Consider the following 17164-nt stretch of genomic DNA (forward strand, 5'->3'; position numbering starts at 1 on the left):
GTACGTGAATTGATATGCAAAAAGCGGGGTTAAGCTGGTTCCTTACGGAGCCGGCTTTTTCATTTTGGATTTTATATTTCCATAATCACATGTTTGGTATGACCTCAAAAACAATGTCTCAAAATTGAGAAAAGAGATGGAATGTTGTGTGAGATAAGTCATAGAATAACTTTAAGTAAGCGCTTCCAATAACATCAATATGAATTCACGGAGGGGTTCAGAATGCGATTTAAGAGAGCTGCCACACCGCTCGTCGCTCTGTTCATGTCGGTCACATTGTTTGCCGGATGCCAAAGTGTTCAGCCACCATCAGTAAGTGAACCACAAGGGACGGTGGATACACCAACCACGACAACCCAGAACGAACCTGCACCACAGACCAACAAGGAGACACCGCGTAATGAGACTTTGTATATCAATGGGCTGCAATGGGGGCCACCAACCAACTTCAATCTGTTGAGCGGAAATCCCGCATTTCCAGTGAATTACGGCAACTCCAGGGAGCTGGTGTACGAGACACTGTTTATGGTAAACCAGCTGGACGGTGGCCTTGAACCTCTCTTGGGCAATTCGTATGAATGGACGGATGAAACCACTCTGCGCATTGAGTTGAATGCGGATGCGAAGTGGAGCGACGGGACAGCTTTTACAGCAGATGATGTTGTATACACCTATGAACTGGGCAAAAAATACGATATCAACTGGAGCAGCTTCTGGACCTACATCAGTGAAGTGAAGGCGGATGGAGCGCAGGCCGTGGAAATTAAGCTGAACCCTGATAACCCAAACAAGCTGACCGTACTGGACAGCATTGAACTGATCCCGATGCTGCCGAAGCATATCTGGGAAGAGATCGAGAAGAAGAACAATAATGATCTGACCGCGATTCGCAAAGAGATCAATGACAATCCGGTGGGCACCGGAGCATATAAGCTTCACTTTTACAACGACCAGAAAATTACGATTGTCCGCGACGACAACTACTGGGGTCAGAAATTGTTCGGCAAATTGCCCGCACCGAAGTACATCACTCACGTGATCTACAAGGATAATGCCGCAGGTGATCTGGCGTTCAAGAGTGGGCAAGTGGACGTCTCCCAGCAGTTTATCCCTCAGGTGTGGAAGATGTGGGAAGGCGGGGCTGCCGTCAAAACGTATCTGAAGGATGCGCCGTATTATCTGCCCGGTTCCATGCCAAGCATTTTCTTCAATCTGTCCAAAGCTGGACTCGATAATGCTGACGTTCGCCGTGCAATAGCCATGAGCATCAACTATGACAAAATCTCGGAGCTGGCCATGAGCGGATATTCCGCACCTATGCAGCCTTCTCTGACCTTGAACTCGGACGCCGAGTCCAAATATATTGACCAGGATGCCATCAAGTCGTTGCAATGGACGATGGATATTGAAGGAGCCAACGCCCTGCTCGACAAGATTGGAGCAACCAAAGGCAAAGACGGCATCCGTGTCCTTAACGGCACACGCCTTGGGCCTTTCGAGGTTGAATGTCCTTACGGTTGGTCCGACTGGAACGCTGCCCTGGAGATCGTAGCGCAGAGCGCCAAGGCCATAGGGATTGAGATTCGCACCAAATTCCCGGAATCGCCAGTATGGACCAATGATCTGCAAACCGGCAAATTCGATATCATCATGAACACACCTGCAGGCGGGGTCAGCCCAAGCCAGCCATGGAACCGTGCGATGACGATCATGTATTCCAAAGGGGTTGCCCCAATGGGTGAGATGGCGTTCTGGAACTGGGGACGATACCAGAATGACCGCGCAGACGCCATTATTGAAGAGATTCCATCCGTGTCTGACGAGGCGAAGCTGAAGTCACTGTATACCGAGCTGAATACCATCTGGCTGAAAGATATCCCTTCCATTCCGCTGATGTACAGACCATGGGTGTTTGACACCGTGAACGAATCGGTCTGGAAAGGTTTCCCGACCGAAGGAGATGGAACCAACATTCCGCCGCAAATCTCGATGGACGGCGCAGGTATTAAGGCATTGTATCAGATCCACAATTAAGGAACTCATATTGAATCAGGACACGATGAAGTGACACACCACTTCAGACATAAGGCCCTTATCCGCTAAACTCGGGGGTGCTAAATCCTATGAATGCCTATTCCAGATATGTCGCCAAAAAAGTATTCTGGTACGGCCTGACCCTGGTCATCGCCATCGGACTGAATTTTATTTTGCCAAGACTGATTGAAGGTAACCCGGTGAGCATGATCGCTTCCAAAATGACGTCAGGGATGACTGACTCGGATTCCATCAAGCGGGTGTATGAGACGTTTACGGTTGAGTTCGGCATTGATCAGCCGCTATGGACCCAATTCGGCATCTATTTGAAAAATCTGTTCACAGGCAATCTGGGCACGTCCTTTGGACTGTATCCGAAGCCTGTTACGGACATTCTGGCCTCCGCCGTCCCTTGGACGGTGGGGCTTCAACTTCCGGCCATCCTGGTCGGCTGGATCATTGGCAATTTGCTCGGCGCCATTGCGGCGTACCGGAAGGGTGTTTTTGATAAAGTGCTGTTTCCGGTAGCGTTGTTTATCAATTCCATTCCTTTTTTTACTCTGGCTATTATTATGCTGTACGTCTTTGCGTTATCACTGAAATGGTTCCCTTTATCAGGGGGATATGACTTCCAGATGGTGCCGCAGCTGAGCTTCGACTTCATCATGTCCGTGGTTCGCCACCATACCTTGCCGTTCCTCTCCATTGTACTCGTGACCATTGGTGGTCAGGCGATTGGCATGCGGGAGATGTCCATCTATGAGCTGAATTCGGACTATGTGTTATACAGCAAACTGCTGGGTATTCGCGACGGCCGAATTTCGCGTTATGTGTTCCGTAACGCCATGCTGCCGCAAATTACGGGGCTTGCGCTCTCCATCGGTACGATGGTCGGCGGATCACTCATCTGTGAGATTGTCTTCAGTTATCCGGGCATAGGCACATGGTTGTTCACGGCCATAAGGCAACTGGATTACCCACTAATCTCGGGGTGTACGCTGCTGATTGCCATTGCTGTATTGCTTGCGAATTTCACCATTGATGTCATCTACGGCTTCATTGACCCGCGCATCAAGGCCGCTCAAATGGAGGAACAGTGATATGAAGCATTCGATCTCTATATTGCTGAAGTCACCCAAATTCATGATCGGTGCGGTGACTTTTGTCGGCATGCTGCTCTTGGTTACGATCTATCCGCTCATTAATCGCAGTGATCCCCTGGAGATGATTGCGATGGCGTTTCAGTCACCTGGCGATGGCTTACTGTTAGGATCGGACAATTTTGGACGGGACATTTTTCTTGAATTGATGTATGGCATCCAGACATCCATACGTGTGGGGCTGATTGCAGGTGTGTTTGCGACCGTTATCGGTCTGGTTATGGGCCTGGTGTCGGGATATATCGGGGGAATGCTGGATAACTTTCTGACGGCAATTACCAATATTTTTATCGTTATTCCTTCGTTTATTATTCTGATCTTGATCTCAGTCAGCATTGATTCACGCAGTTCCCTGGTGACGGCGATCATTATCGGTATAACCAGCTGGCCCTGGACGGCCCGGGCTGTGCGAGCCCAGACAACATCTCTGCGTAGCCGGGATCATGTGCATATTGCGAAAATTTCGGGACACAGTACGCCGCGTATCATTATCCATGAGATTTTGCCGTATATCGCGTCTTATGTGGTGATGGCTTTTGTGCTCCAGACGGCATCGGGCATTCTGTCCGAAGCCTCCATCTCCATGCTGGGACTGGGACCGTATAATACGATCTCGCTCGGCATTCTGATGAACTGGGCACTGGTGTTTGAAGCGCCAGTAGCCGGGGCGTGGTGGGCTTTCATTCCTGCGGCGCTGGCGATTGCCGTCATTACCTTCTCGCTTTATCTGATGAATACGGGCATGGACGAAATTTTCAATCCGAAAATAAGGAGCTAAGACCATGAACCAACCTATACTTCAGGTCAGCGGTCTCAAAACCTATTACCGTACCCGGCTCAAGGAGAACGTCTTTGCCGTCGACGGGGTGGAGTTCGGGCTGAAAGAGGGGCAGACGCTGGGCATTGCAGGTGAATCGGGCTGTGGTAAATCGACGCTGGCGCTCAGCCTGATGGGCTTTTATTTCCCGCCGCTTCATTATGGTAGTGGTTCGATCCGCATCAATGGTACCGATATTATGCAACTGAACAAAGAGCAGCTTCGTTCTCGCATTCTGGGCAAGGAAATTGCCTATATTCCGCAGGCCGCCATGAATGCACTGAACCCAACGCTGCGTATTATCAGGTTTATTGAAGATATCATGAAGGAGCATCGTCCGGAGCTGAAACGGTCGGATGTGCGGAAGATGGCTACGGAGCGCTTCCAATCACTGAATCTCTCGCCGGATGTGCTGGATATGTATCCAAATGAATTGTCCGGTGGCATGAAGCAGCGAACAGTCATCGCCATCTCAACGATTCTGAATCCCAACGTGCTCATTGCGGATGAACCTACTTCGGCACTAGACGTAACTTCTCAGAAGGCAGTCATTCGTCTGTTGAAGGATTTGTTGAAGCGCAAAGTAATCAAATCACTGGTGTTCATCACGCATGAGCTGCCGCTGTTGTACCATGTCACGGATGAAATTATGGTGATGTATGCCGGGGAGATTGTGGAACGAGGCACGGCAGAGCAGATGATTTTCAATCCACTGCATCCGTACACTCGCAAGCTGATGGGCTCTATCATTGTTCCGGAAGAGGGCATGAAGGAGCACAAACTGGCTGCCATTCCCGGTGCACCACCAAATCTGAAGAATGTACCGGACGGCTGCCGCTTTGCAGAGCGCTGTACACTGGTGACCGACGAGTGCCGCCAGGGGAAAATTGAGAACATTCATGTCGATGGGCGCATATATCGCTGTCTCCTGACACCGGAGATGCTGGAGCAGATCAGGGAGCAGGAACAGGACGGTCACGTACAGCAGGGAAGCATGAACGAAGAGCCCCAGGAGAGGGAACAAAACCAGGAGGAAAACGGCTTAAATAAAGATGAAGTCCAGGATGTTCGAACTGCCACTGATGATATTGCAGACCAATGAAATGATTCTCTCTGGGCGTAATGGGCTCGGATCAAGGCTCCCCGAAAGGAGTGAGGTAGTATGGCGATGGGCAAGGTGCTGATCAGCGGCCGCCATCTGACCAAGGTGTACGGTACAGGCAATCGCAAAAAGGCAGCAGTGGACGATGTGAGCTTTGATTTTCATGAAGGGGAGATTATCTCCATTGTCGGAGAGAGTGGCAGTGGCAAGACGACGCTCGCGAAAATGATTATGGGCTTACTCAAGGAAACGGGTGGAGCGATCGAATACGATGGCAAGCCCAGACAGCTGAAGCGATATCGTGAGCGTAAAGCCTATTGGAAGGATATTCAGGCCATTTTCCAGGACCCGTTCTCTTCGTTCAACGTATTTCACCGGGTGGAAAAGCTGCTGGTGGACTGTATCAAACTTCAGGGACTGAAGCTGAACAAGGATGAGGAATATGCCAAAATGAAGGAAGCCTGTTCCTTCGTCAACCTGAAGTTCGAGGAGTTATACAACAAATATCCGTTTGAGTTGTCCGGTGGACAGATGCAACGGCTCATGATTGCCCGCATTTTCATGTTGCATCCAAAGGTGTTGATTGCTGATGAACCGACGTCCATGGTGGACGCGTGCTCTCGTTCAACGATTTTGGATATGCTGCTCAAGCTGCGTGACGAGAACCGTATGACCATTGTGTTTATTACGCACGACGTGGGTCTGGCTTATTATGTGAGCGACACGATCTGTATTATGGAGCATGGACGAATGGTGGAGGCGGGGAGAGCGGAGGAGGTCATCCACCATTCGGAGCATCCCTATACCAAGCAATTAATCAATGACGTACCCAAGATTCATTCTCCCTGGGTGCTCGATTGACACAAATCAAGCCCTGGACCGTGTTGAGCGGAACAGGGCTTCTTATTGTCCAAGATGAAAGGTTCGTTTTAGCGAGTGGGTGGTTGTGGCGTCTGTGCAGACTCTGTTGATGGGGGTGTTGAATGGGTGTGATCTTCCGAGTTATTCTGGTTTGTCTGCTTGCCGGAATAAAAGTTAATGATATCATCAACCGTAGAAAACACGACATTTACATCAAAATGTTCGTTGTGTGTTTGAATAAAAACCTCTTTTCCAATCCTTTTGTTGCTGTTTAGTTTAAAGCTTCTTTCATCGTTAATCCTGCTGTGAATACGGGAACCTTACCTGCTGGAAGTTGAATTTCCTTACCAGTTCTACGGCTTTTGCCCATACGTGCTTCACGATTACGCACTTCGAATTTTCCGAATCCGACCAGTTGGACCTCTTTGCCTTCTTTCAATGCTTCCAAAATCGAATCCAGTACAACCGTTACGGCCTTTTCAGCGTTCTTTTTGGAGAATCCGCCGTTTTTGGCTACTTCTGTGATCAATTGTTCTTTGTCCATTTGTCATACCTCGCTTTTCGTTTTTGGATGATAAGTTTATGAAGTCAGCATTTTGAAAGACGCTCTTTGAATCTATGCAAAATGCTCATGTAATAAAACAAAAAGCTGCCTTGTACAAGGCAGCTTTAATATAATTAAACTTTAGTAACGTTCTCAGCCTGTGGACCACGGTTACCTTGAGTTACTTCAAATTGGACGCGTTGTCCTTCATCCAATGTTTTGAAACCGTCGCCTTGAATTGCACTGAAATGAACGAATACGTCTGTTCCTTCTTCAGTTTCGATAAAGCCAAATCCTTTGTCCGCGTTAAACCATTTCACTGTACCTGTTTGCATGTAGTTCCTCCAAAAAATAAGTTTTTAAACGACCATTTTGAAAAGGTTAATTATAAAAATCAACGCTAATCAGGTATATTCAACCCACAGACTTGATGTCCGCTAATGTATCGATTAATATGATAATACCATGTCCGCTAATATAAGTCAAGATTTGGAGGTTTTTTCTAATGGATAAGGGTTCTGGTACTTCGGTACAAGGGGAAATGGTTGTTCAGGAATTCATACATATGCTTACGATCCAGGGAGAATTGACACCCAAAACCTTGAAGGAATATGCGAGTGATTTGAAGCATTTTACCGAATGGTATAAGGGGAACGATTCTCGGGGTGAAGATATTTCATTTCATATCGTAGATGTGCATACATCGACTTTGGTCAGTTACAGGGAAGATTCACAAAAGGTAATGCAATTGAAGCCATCTACCATTAATCGCAGACTGATTACATTGAAGCGTTTTTTCAAGTGGGCTGCATCGGAATCCAGTATCAACAGTGATCCTTCCAAACCTTTGAAATTCATTCCGGAAGACAAGGTTAGCCCCCGCCGAATGACAACCGAGGAAGAACGATCATTCATATCTGCTGTCGAGGACGGCAACTCGCTTCGGGATCAGACCATCCTTACGCTCATGTTTCATACCGGTATGCGAACGATGGAGGTATGCAATCTCGTTCCCAGTGATATTGAATTGGGCAAACGAAGCGGGCAACTCATCGTGCGGGCCGATAAACGAAACGGTCAACGGAAAGTTCCGCTGAACATGACATATATTGCTTTGTTGAAGATGTACATGGCTGGTCTCGCGCCGGATAGTCCTTACCTGTTTCCTTCCGAGAAAACTAGTGATCGCTTAACAGAGAGGGCGCTGCGCCATTTGATCAAAAAGGTGATGACTGCTGCCGGGCTGGAAGGGCTAAGTTCCCATGATCTGCGTCATCGGTTCGGATACGCTATGGCTGAGCATACACCACTGCATCGCTTGGCAGAAATGATGGGGCATATCAATCCGGATACCACGATGATTTATGTGAAGGGATTAAATGGCAATCTATCTTCGTCAGCAGAAGATGATGGAGAAACGGAACCGCATTAAAGTACATACAGCACTCTTTATGAGGGATTACGAATGGATATAGGATCAATGATGCCCTGACCCACTTCAAGTGGATGAGGGTTGTTTGGTTATCCAAGAATGACTTACATCCCATTCAGGCTTGTTGTTTGCATTGATTTGCGATTCTAATGTAATAATGGCATAGGTTCCATCAAGCTTTTCCCAAAAAATTATCGCCTTTGTATGATCAGGATGTAAAAGTAAGGCAGGCATGATATCCCCGTTTTCCAGCATGGTTCTTCGTTCGTTACTATAATAGGCAGCGATGAAGGAAGAGTGCTCTGGATGGGGAAGGGTGTTTAATGAATCCTCCAAGCTGTAAAACAGTTTCCATTCAGTTATATTCTCCTTCTCACTATTCTCATTCAGCGTGTTACGTATCGCCTCTTTTCCTCCGCTCCATGATTTTGTTAACTTCTCCTGAAGTTCTTGAGGTTGGTTCTCCCAGCGTGAAGTCTCGGTGGATGCTTCAAATCGATCGGTTCGAATTGTCTCTGTGATTGAACCACTGCAGATTAATATTGCGGCAATACCGGTCGTTACCATTCCAGATTTTAAGTAATTCATCAGTTAATAGACTCCTTTCCTATTTCATAATTAACTCCTTTCAATAATTTACCATAAATATCCTTGTGAGCGCTCATTATATCAATCTTATCACCTTAAAAGTAAGCGGTTACATATTTAAATTTATATTGTATATTATGATGGCAACCTTGGATCATATCGACATATACATTATTGCTTGGGCTTAAGGCCCGTTAAATAAAGGAGGAATCTGACGTGTACCGGGTATTGCTAGTGGATGATGAAGAGGATGTACGCGAAGGGTTGGTTGTAGAGGTAGATTGGGAAGCGCTCGATCTGCGCATAGTTGGTCTGGCGGAGAATGGACGTGAAGCACTGGAGATGGCCGAACGAGTTGAGCCGGATATTGTGGTAACGGATATCAGCATGCCATTTATGGATGGACTTGAACTTGCTCGAAGGTTGCGGGAGCGCAATCCGCTTGTGAAAGTGGTGATTTTGACTGGATATGATGAATTCGACTACGCCCGACAAGCGGTCTCACTGAGTGTGGATGAATATTTACTGAAGCCATTCTCGGCGGGACATCTGACAGAACTGCTTACAAGGTTGCGTGCGCAGATGGCGGCTGAAGTGGCCGAGCGAGAGGATGTACAGCAGCTGCGCGACCATTATTATACAAGCCTGCCCCTATTACAGGCGGACCTGATGGCCACTTTGCTGCATCGGCAGAAATCGCCGGAATATATCCATGGCAAAGCAAGGCAATGCGGACTGGATTTGCACGGTGAACGCTATGGTGTATCCGTATTGACCCTGCATATGGACGGAGACCAATCCGAGGATGCGGAGTTGAAGCAGTTCGCTGCGCTAAACATTGCCGCAGAGGTATGGACGGAGCACGGGGCCGGACATGCTTTTATGCATCAGGAGACTATTGTGTTGCTCTATGTAGATCTGTGGGGTGGAGAAGATGGGGAGAAACGACAGCAGCAGGCGCTGGAAAATGTAATGCGCAGCATCAATCACTATCTGCGTATTCCTGCCACTGTTGGATCGGGCTCAATCGTGAACACACTGGCAGGTGTGAAGCATGCCTATGAAGATGCACTACTGGCACTGGATTATCGGCTTGTACCGGGGACCGATCCCCTCATCTATATTGCAGATGTTGAGCGGCAGACGGCGGGCAAATTGCGTTTTGACGAGTTGAAGCAGCAAACGCTGACACGTTGTCTGAAAGCGGGTACGCAGGCGGAGCTGGAGGACGCGCTAGAGATCATTTTCCGGGAAATTACGGTGGAGCATGGGCGAAGTGACATTCAACTGTATCTGATTGAAGTATTAACAAACGTTTGGAAGGCAGCTCAGGCATCGGGCGAGGCCATGGAGGACATCTTTGGGGCAGGGTTCCAGTTGTATGCCGATTTGTTCCGTTTGCCTGGGTTGTCTGAGGCACAAGGTAAGGTGCGCGAGGTTTGTCTGCTCGTTCAACATCGCATTGCCAGCGGAAGGCAGCATGTATACAAGGATATTGTGGAACAGGCATTGTCGTTTACCAAAGAACACTACGCCGATCCGGATCTGTCCATTCAGAAAGTATGTGGGCATCTGCATATCAGCTCGGGTTATTTTTGTGGCATTTTCAAAAAAGAAGTACAGCTTACCTTCCTGCAATATCTGATGCAGATCCGGATGGAGGCGGCCAAGGAGTTACTTCGATCCACGGAGATGAAGTCGTTTGAGATTTCTGGTCAGGTAGGCTTCGCGGAACCGAATTATTTCAGTTTTTGCTTTAAAAAACATATCGGCGTCTCGCCCAAAGAATATCGCAAACAGACTGCACTAACAGCTAGTGAAGGCACAAGTCGATGAGAACGTTTGCCGGATGGATAAGATCCCTTTGGCTCAAGCTTCGGTCCAGGCTGCGTTCATCAAGAGTCAGCAGTATCCGCTTTATTATTACGTGGTCCTTCTCTGTCTTCATTGTATTAGTGATGACCATCATGGCGTTGCTGTTGCATGACAAATTCACACAGGCTGCGGAGCGAAGTGCGGAGCTGACGACGAGACAGATCGTGGATCAGGTCAGTTACAATCTGGAGGATTATGTGCGCAGCATGTCGCATCTGTATCGAGCCATCGAAGAACATATGCTGCGGGATGGCACGTGGGAAGGGGACCAGGTAGATAAACAGCTCGACACGCTGCTCAGCAGCCGCGAGGATATCATCTCCATTACTTTGCTGGATTCTACAGGGCATTTGCTCAAGAACAGACCTTCAGCTGAATTAAAACCGAGTGCGCATGTGACACAGCAAGGGTGGTTTCAATCTGCACTCCGAGTGCCGGATCACCTTAGTTTCTCGTTGCCTCATATTCAGAACATGTACACAGGCCCATACAAATGGGTCGTTTCCATGAGCAAAGGCATAACCGTACGGCAAAATGGTCAGGATCGGCAGGTCATTCTGCTGGTGGATATCAACTTCAAACAAATGGACGAACTGAGCCGCCGGGTCAGTCTGGGGCAGCGGGGATACGTCTACATTATCGACGAAAGTGCAGGCAATATCGTCTACCATCCGCAGCAGCAATTAATGTACATGGGGCTCAAAAGTGAAAATATCGAACAGGCACTGGTTGCAACCGGCAGTTATGAAGATGAGGCGGACGGGCAGAAAAGGTTGAATACGGTCAAGTCTGTCGCCAATATCGGATGGAAAATCGTTGGTGTGGCTTATCTGGATGAGATTATGACAACCCGCCAGGAGGTCAATGGATATCTGATTCGGGTGCTGCTGGTTGTGCTGGTACTGGTCATTCTCGTATCGCTGTTCCTCTCTTCCAGTCTGACACGTCCGATCCGGCGTATGGAACGAAAGATGAAGGCCGTGGAGCGAGGGGATTTTAACGTAGAGCTACCCATCGAAGGGCCGCTGGAAGTGGAACGTTTATCCCGTCGATTTAACCTGATGGTCAATAAAATCCGCACCTTGATGAGTGAGATCATTCATGAACAGGAACAGAAGCGTCGTCTTGAACTGGAAGCTTTGCAGGCTCAGATCAATCCACATTTCCTCTACAACACGTTGAATTCGGTCGTGCGCATGGTGGGCATGAGCCGGAATGAGGAAGTCATTACGATGATCACTTCGTTATCCCGATTGTTTCGCATCAGTCTCAGTCAAGGCAAAACGATTATTACGGTCAGGGAAGAACTGGAGCACGCCCACCATTACCTGACGATTCAACAGATGCGGTTCAAACGCAAATTTAATTTTAGCATGAATGCGGACGAGGATACACTGGACTGCCTGACACTTAAGCTGGTGCTTCAGCCACTCATTGAAAATGCGATCGTGCATGGCATTGAATATCATATGGACGAGGGATGTATTGAGATTCGTGTATACCGGGAGGACGACAAGCTGGTATTTCGCATTACGGATAATGGGGTCGGCATGACGGAAGAGCAGATGTCGAAACTTCTAATGGGCAGTTCTATCGTAAAAAGTGGTGCAGGATCAGGTGTAGCTGTACGAAATGTACATGATCGAATTCAGCTTTATTATGGCGAAGCTTACGGTCTTGAATTCGAGAGTGAGCTGGAAGAAGGCACAACCGTCTGGATTCGGATTCCGATCAAATCTGAACGAGAGGAGGACGATGCTCATGAAAGTTAATATGATCAATAGAACGGACTGGATTGCGCATATGGTTATGAAAATAACAATCTGCACCCGCGTGGAAGCCATACGGACGAGAGTCCTTATTCTTCGTTATATGGGCATGTCAGCAGCAATCTGCTGCCTGTTGTTATGTATGGCGTGCGGTATGTCCAATGCTGATCCGGCGGGATCACCGCCGCGTATTGCACTGATTACGCCAGCGGGAACCGGAGAACTTGCAGAAGCGATACGTCTTGGGGCCGAGGCGGCTGCCAAAGAAGCGGGAGCGGAGCTCATTACGGTGGAAGCTTTTCCCTCGGAGGGGTTAACTTACGCGCCATCTAACCCTGACTTCACAGCAGGACAGGGAAGGGTTAAGCAAGAGCATTTGCAAAATGGGACTTATCCACTGAGCGAGCGTGAACAAGCCCAGGTCGATGCAGTATCGCTGGCACTGGAACAGGGAGCATCGGCCCTGTTGATCGATCCCTTGAGTGAGAAGGCACTCAGCGACATCATTCAGAAGGCACAGACTAAAGATACCAACGGAGTGATTATCCCCGTCATTTTGTTGAATGACGAGTTTCCTGTAAAAGGTATAACAAGTGTTATCTCGATAGATAACGTTGAGGCTGGACGGCAGGCGGGTCAGGCCATGGCTGTGCTTCTGGGAGGACGAGGACGTATAGCCTTGCTTGGTCCTGATCCTGTAAATCCTGTCCTGATTAACCGGGAACAAGGGGTAGAGGAATCACTGGCTGAATATCCGGATATTCATGTGGAGACCCAATCCGTATGCAGCACGCGTGATGGTTGCTGGCAGGCGGCGAAGCAACTGCTTGACCAGCAGCAGGTGGACGGATTGATTGCCCTTCATGAACCTGCTTCTCTGGGGGCAGCGGATGAATTGAATCGACGTACGTCCGAGAACAATGGGAACAAGGTGAAGATTGTGGGATTTGGCAGTGAACAGCAGCAGTTAGAGCAGTTACAGGAAGGCAGAATTCAGCACTTGATCGTACAAAACGGATTCAGCGCAGGTTATCTTGGTGTGAATCAGGCCGTTGCGCGGTTGAACAATCAACAGGTGCAAGCCAGGGTAACGCTGGAAACGAAGCTGGTCAGTACGGACAATATGTTCTGGATGGATAATCAGAAGTTGTTGTTTCCTTTTGTACAGTAAAGGCTCAATTGAGGAAGATTTCGATAAAACAGAGGAAGATATTGTATTCGAATTTATTGTAAACCCTTTCATAATAAAGACATCGGTAAAGCCGAATGAACTTGGGGGAGGTCATTAGGATATGAAGAAAACGTGGATGACATTGTTGCTTACAGCGTGTATGGTTGCGGCGGCGGGGTGCAGCAGTGGCGGAGACAGCGCAGGGGGAAGTACAGGAACAGATACAGGAGGTCAGACGGCGGCAGGAACGGAAACGCCGAAGATTGGCGTGGCGATCTATAAGTTCGATGACACGTTCATGACAGGTGTACGGAATGCAATGACCGCAGCAGCGGAAGGCAAAGCCACACTCGATATCGTGGATAGCCAGAACGCACAGCCGACCCAGAATGAGAAAGTCGATCTGTTTGTATCCAAGAAGTACAACGCAATGGCCGTGAATCCGGTTGACCGGACCGCAGCAGGTGTCATTATTGACAAAGCCAAAGCGGCCAGCATTCCAGTTGTCTTTCTGAACCGTGAGCCGGTTGCCGAGGACATGAACAAGTGGGATAAAGTGTATTACGTTGGAGCCAAGGCGGAAGAGTCAGGCACGATCTCCGGTCAGCTCATCGTGGATTACTGGAAGGCCCACCCGGAAGCGGATAAAAACGGGGACGGCAAACTGCAATACGTCATGCTGAAAGGCGAGCCGGGCCATCAGGATGCTGAGCTGCGGACCAAATATTCCGTTCAGGCCATCCAGGATGCCGGAATTGAAGTGGAAGCGCTGGCGGAAGACACGGCGATGTGGGATCGGGTCAAAGGCCAGGAGAAAATGCAGGCGTTCCTTGCCTCCCACGGAGACAAGATTGAAGCAGTATTGGCTAACAATGATGACATGGCACTTGGAGCCATTGAAGCGTTGAAAGCAGCCGGATACTTCAAAGACGGCAAAACGATGCCTGTTGTCGGCGTGGATGCAACTGCTCCGGCCATTCAGGCCCTTCAGGACGGAACGATGCTGGGCACGGTGTTGAATGATGCCAAGAACCAGGGCGCAGCAACGGTTGCACTCGCTTCCGTACTCGCGAAAGGTGAGACGCCAACGAAGGAAAACACGGGTTATGACATTACGGATGGCAAATACGTCTGGATTGCCTACAAAAAAATTACGAAAGACAACATTGCCGACGCCCAATAACAGCAGCAAACAGGGACGTCCGTCATGAGATGGCGTCCTTTTTTTGCCGGGTTTACGGAAGGGGAGGATGAAAGATGGAATCACCTTACCTGCTGGAGATGGACGGAATATCCAAAGCATTTCCGGGTGTGCAGGCACTGAGTCAGGTCACATTGAAGGTAAAGCCGGGTACGGTTCATGCGCTGATGGGAGAGAATGGAGCGGGCAAATCCACGCTAATGAAATGTCTATTCGGTATGTATCGCCCGGATGAAGGGACGATTCGGATGGACGGCAATGAGGTGGAGATTCCGAGTTCGAAAGCGGCGCTTCAGCATGGCATATCGATGATTCATCAGGAACTGAACCCGGTGCCACACCGTCCGGTGATGGAAAACATCTGGCTGGGACGGTTTCCAATGTGGGGGTTGTTGGTGGATGAGAAACGAATGTATGCCGATACACTGGCCCTGTTCAAGGACCTGAATCTGGACATTGATCCGAAGGCTCAGGCAGGAACCTTATCCGTTTCCAAAGTACAGTCGATGGAAATCGCCAAAGCGGTCTCTTTCCAATCTAAAGTTATCGTGATGGATGAGCCAACATCCTCGCTCACGGGCAAGGAAGTGGACCAGCTCTTCGCCATTATTAATCAGCTGCGCAGTCGTGGGGTTTCTATTATCTACATTTCACACAAGATGGAGGAAATTCTGACGATCTCGGATGAGGTCACGATTATGCGGGATGGTTTTGTAGTGGGTACCTGGGATGCTGCTGATTTAACGACCGACCTGATCATTACCCGCATGGTTGGACGCGATCTGGATGAACGGTTCCCGGTACGGACGAACGTACCTGGAGAAGTGATTTTGAAGGCAGAAGGCTTAACCTCCAGCCAGCCGAATTCGTTCCGGGATGTGACGTTTGAATTGAGGAAAGGCGAAGTGCTTGGAATTGGCGGCCTTGTTGGGGCACAGCGGACGGAATTGATTGAGTCATTATTTGGCTTACGCGGACTTGCTTCAGGGACGATCTCGATTCATGGGCGCAAGGTGAAGATCAAGTCACCTGCCGCAGCAAAGCGTCATAACATTGCCCTGCTGACCGAGGAGCGAAGAGTCACAGGAATTTTTCCAGTATTGTCTGTGTATGAAAATACGATTATCGCGAGTCTCGGACGTTACCGGAATCGGATTGGTCTGCTGGATGAGAAGAAAGGCCGAGATGAGGCACGCGAGCAGACTCTGAAGTTTAGAACTAAAACGCCTTCAGTTAACACGCTTATTCGCAACCTGTCTGGTGGTAATCAACAGAAGGTACTTCTGGCTAGATGGTTGTTGACTGACCCTGAAATTCTACTGCTCGATGAACCGACACGTGGGATTGATGTGGGCGCCAAATTTGAAATCTACACCATTATTACGGAACTGGCCCGTCAGGGCAAAAGCATTATTATGATCAGCTCGGAGATGCCTGAACTGCTGGGTATGTCAGATCGAATTATGGTCATGAGTGAAGGGCGGCTCACCGGAATTGTGGACGGAGCCGAGGCAACAGAGCAGGATATCATGAGGCTGGCCGCACAGCAGCGGATGGCTTAGTCAGGAGAGAACACATGAATACACAGGTAATCAATCAGGTGAAGCAGTATGTGGCGCAGCGCGCGATCTTTATTGTGCTGATTCTGCTCGTCATTGGCATTGCCATTGCCGATCCGCACTTTCTTGCTTTCTCTACACTTCGGGATATATTACAACAGTCCTCCACACGGGCCATTATTGCGCTGGGTGCGGCGTTTATCCTGGTAACGGGCGGGGTCGATTTGTCGGCAGGACGGGTCGTTGGGCTAACGGCTGTAGTATCCGCATCCATGCTGCAAATTAGCGAATATGCCAATCGGTTCTTTCCCGATCTGCCACAGTATTGGGTGGGATTGCCGATCGCTATCGGGATCATTGCAGGCCTGGCAGTGGGGCTCGTCAACGGAATTATTGTAGCTAAATTACATGTTCCACCCTTTATCGCGACACTGGGTACAATGGTTGCGGTATATGGACTGAACTCGATTTACTTTGATACAGAGCCCAATCAGTCACAACCAATTGGTGGACTGAGACCCGATTTTACCGTTATTGGATCTGGTTACATTGATCTTGGCGGCGGCTATTCCATTCCGTATATCGTATTGATTGCTATTGGGGTGGCGCTGATCTGCTGGGTCGTCTTTAACAAGACCCGCCTCGGGAAGAACATGTATGCCATCGGTGGTAACATTCAGGCTGCGCATGTGTCCGGCATTCATGTGGCACGCAACCTGATTGCACTGTATGCCATTGCAGGTGCACTGTATGGACTGGGCGGTGTGCTGGAAGCCGCGCGTACGGGCGGGGCAACGAACAATTACGGCAATATGTATGAGTTGGATGCTATTGCGGCCTGCGTAGTGGGGGGCGTCTCCACCGCCGGAGGGATTGGTACCGTTCCTGGTGTAATGGCGGGTGTGCTGATCTTTGGGGTTATCAACTATGGTCTGACCTTCATCGGTGTAAGTCCTTACTGGCAGCTGATTATTAAAGGGTTGATTATTGTGGCTGCGGTAGCATTTGATATCCGCAAGTATATGGCGAAAAAATAGAAGTGTAGTAATGA

15 protein-coding genes are annotated in these 17164 nt (G+C 48.9%); 12 read left to right on the forward strand and 3 right to left on the reverse strand.

Features of this window, described 5'->3' with window-relative positions; genetic code table 11:
- Positions 1–222 precede the first annotated feature (222 nt).
- The 5 genes from AC3ITG_RS05345 (at position 223) to AC3ITG_RS05365 (ending at position 5974) form a co-directional block, all read left to right on the forward strand.
- Entirely contained in the window at positions 223–2034 is a 1812-nt protein-coding gene (locus tag AC3ITG_RS05345; RefSeq protein ID WP_489253053.1) for an ABC transporter substrate-binding protein, read from the forward strand.
- 89 nt (positions 2035–2123) lie between these two features.
- On the forward strand, positions 2124–3134 hold the full coding sequence (locus AC3ITG_RS05350) for an ABC transporter permease (RefSeq protein ID WP_413375722.1): 1011 nt from the start codon (positions 2124–2126) through the stop codon (positions 3132–3134).
- Position 3135: 1 nt separating this feature from the next.
- The gene (locus AC3ITG_RS05355; protein ID WP_413375724.1) at positions 3136–3972 is read left to right on the forward strand and encodes an ABC transporter permease; all 837 of its coding nucleotides are present in this window, start codon (positions 3136–3138) and stop codon (positions 3970–3972) included.
- A 4-nt stretch (positions 3973–3976) separates the two neighbouring features.
- Positions 3977–5113: an ABC transporter ATP-binding protein gene (locus tag AC3ITG_RS05360; protein WP_489253054.1), complete on the forward strand. Its 1137-nt coding sequence runs from the start codon at positions 3977–3979 to the stop codon at positions 5111–5113.
- A gap of 60 nt (positions 5114–5173) precedes the next feature.
- Positions 5174–5974, forward strand: coding sequence for an ABC transporter ATP-binding protein (locus AC3ITG_RS05365; protein WP_489253055.1), 801 nt, complete (start codon positions 5174–5176; stop codon positions 5972–5974).
- Between the two features lie 271 nt (positions 5975–6245).
- On the opposite strand, the gene AC3ITG_RS05370 is transcribed toward AC3ITG_RS05365, so the two are convergent.
- On the reverse strand, positions 6246–6518 hold the full coding sequence (locus AC3ITG_RS05370; protein ID WP_053783990.1) for an HU family DNA-binding protein: 273 nt from the start codon (positions 6516–6518) through the stop codon (positions 6246–6248).
- A 134-nt stretch (positions 6519–6652) separates the two neighbouring features.
- Positions 6653–6853: a cold-shock protein gene (locus AC3ITG_RS05375; protein WP_062320808.1), complete on the reverse strand. Its 201-nt coding sequence runs from the start codon at positions 6851–6853 to the stop codon at positions 6653–6655.
- A gap of 170 nt (positions 6854–7023) precedes the next feature.
- Here AC3ITG_RS05375 and AC3ITG_RS05380 point away from each other — a divergent pair, with 170 nt between their 5' ends.
- The gene (locus tag AC3ITG_RS05380) at positions 7024–7950 is read left to right on the forward strand and encodes a tyrosine-type recombinase/integrase (RefSeq protein WP_489253056.1); all 927 of its coding nucleotides are present in this window, start codon (positions 7024–7026) and stop codon (positions 7948–7950) included.
- Positions 7951–8016: 66 nt separating this feature from the next.
- On the opposite strand, the gene AC3ITG_RS05385 is transcribed toward AC3ITG_RS05380, so the two are convergent.
- On the reverse strand, positions 8017–8538 hold the full coding sequence (locus AC3ITG_RS05385) for a hypothetical protein (protein ID WP_489253057.1): 522 nt from the start codon (positions 8536–8538) through the stop codon (positions 8017–8019).
- Positions 8539–8754: 216 nt separating this feature from the next.
- Between AC3ITG_RS05385 and AC3ITG_RS05390 the strand changes: the two genes are divergently transcribed.
- From AC3ITG_RS05390 to mglC, 6 genes are all read left to right on the forward strand, one after another.
- Positions 8755–10374: a response regulator gene (locus tag AC3ITG_RS05390; RefSeq protein WP_489253058.1), complete on the forward strand. Its 1620-nt coding sequence runs from the start codon at positions 8755–8757 to the stop codon at positions 10372–10374.
- A complete protein-coding gene (locus AC3ITG_RS05395; RefSeq protein ID WP_489253059.1) occupies positions 10371–12185 on the forward strand; it encodes a cache domain-containing sensor histidine kinase in 1815 nt (604 codons plus the stop codon). Before AC3ITG_RS05390 ends, AC3ITG_RS05395 begins: the two co-directional genes overlap by 4 nt.
- The gene (locus tag AC3ITG_RS05400) at positions 12175–13353 is read left to right on the forward strand and encodes a substrate-binding domain-containing protein (RefSeq protein WP_489253060.1); all 1179 of its coding nucleotides are present in this window, start codon (positions 12175–12177) and stop codon (positions 13351–13353) included. Before AC3ITG_RS05395 ends, AC3ITG_RS05400 begins: the two co-directional genes overlap by 11 nt.
- A 121-nt stretch (positions 13354–13474) precedes the next feature.
- Positions 13475–14536, forward strand: coding sequence for a galactose ABC transporter substrate-binding protein (locus AC3ITG_RS05405; RefSeq protein ID WP_076290272.1), 1062 nt, complete (start codon positions 13475–13477; stop codon positions 14534–14536).
- 74 nt (positions 14537–14610) lie between these two features.
- On the forward strand, positions 14611–16116 hold the full coding sequence (locus AC3ITG_RS05410; protein ID WP_489253061.1) for a sugar ABC transporter ATP-binding protein: 1506 nt from the start codon (positions 14611–14613) through the stop codon (positions 16114–16116).
- A gap of 14 nt (positions 16117–16130) precedes the next feature.
- Positions 16131–17150 (forward strand): galactose/methyl galactoside ABC transporter permease MglC, encoded by a 1020-nt coding sequence (mglC, locus tag AC3ITG_RS05415; RefSeq protein ID WP_489253062.1) that lies wholly within the window; start codon positions 16131–16133, stop codon positions 17148–17150.
- Positions 17151–17164: the final 14 nt, after the last annotated feature.

The organism is Paenibacillus sp. GL_099_B, assembly GCF_057835695.1.